The organism is Thiomicrorhabdus cannonii, assembly GCF_013391695.1.
GTDB lineage: Bacteria > Pseudomonadota > Gammaproteobacteria > Thiomicrospirales > Thiomicrospiraceae > Thiomicrorhabdus > Thiomicrorhabdus cannonii.
Map to the genome: position 1 here is coordinate 1 of NZ_JACBGH010000024.1, position 477 is coordinate 477.

Below are 477 nucleotides of genomic sequence, written 5' to 3' on the forward strand. Positions count from 1 at the left end.
TGGGCAAGCTGGGCGCTGGCGACCGCAGCGCGCGCATCGATGTCGAGATGCGGTCGAGCGAGTTTGAGCGGCTGGCCGGCGGCTATAATGAAATGGCGCGCGAACTGGAGGCGGCGGTCGCCGACCAGGTGGACAGCGAGGGGCGGCTGAAGATCGCCAACCAGGAATTGAGCGCCAATGCGCAGGTGCTGCGCGAACGGGGCGAGGTGATCGAACTGCTGGGCGGCATGGCCCACCGGATGCAGGCGGCCCGCACCGACGAGGAACTGGCGTCGATCATCCTGGTGTTCGTGCCACGCGTGCTGCCCGATATTCCCGGCGCCCTCTATGCCCATAATAATTCCCGCAACCTGCTGGTGCCGATCGCGGCCTGGGGCGGGCTGGAGGTCGAGCAGGCGGGCTTTGCGCCCGACCAGTGCTGGGCGCTGCGGCGCGGGCAGAGCCATTATGTGACCGAGCAGGGATCGGACATCGTCT

1 protein-coding gene is annotated in these 477 nt (G+C 67.5%); it reads left to right on the plus strand.

Annotated elements, in window-relative coordinates:
- A partial coding sequence (locus HZ297_RS11780) for a HAMP domain-containing protein (RefSeq protein WP_218644632.1) occupies positions 1–477 on the plus strand: 477 nt, incomplete at both ends.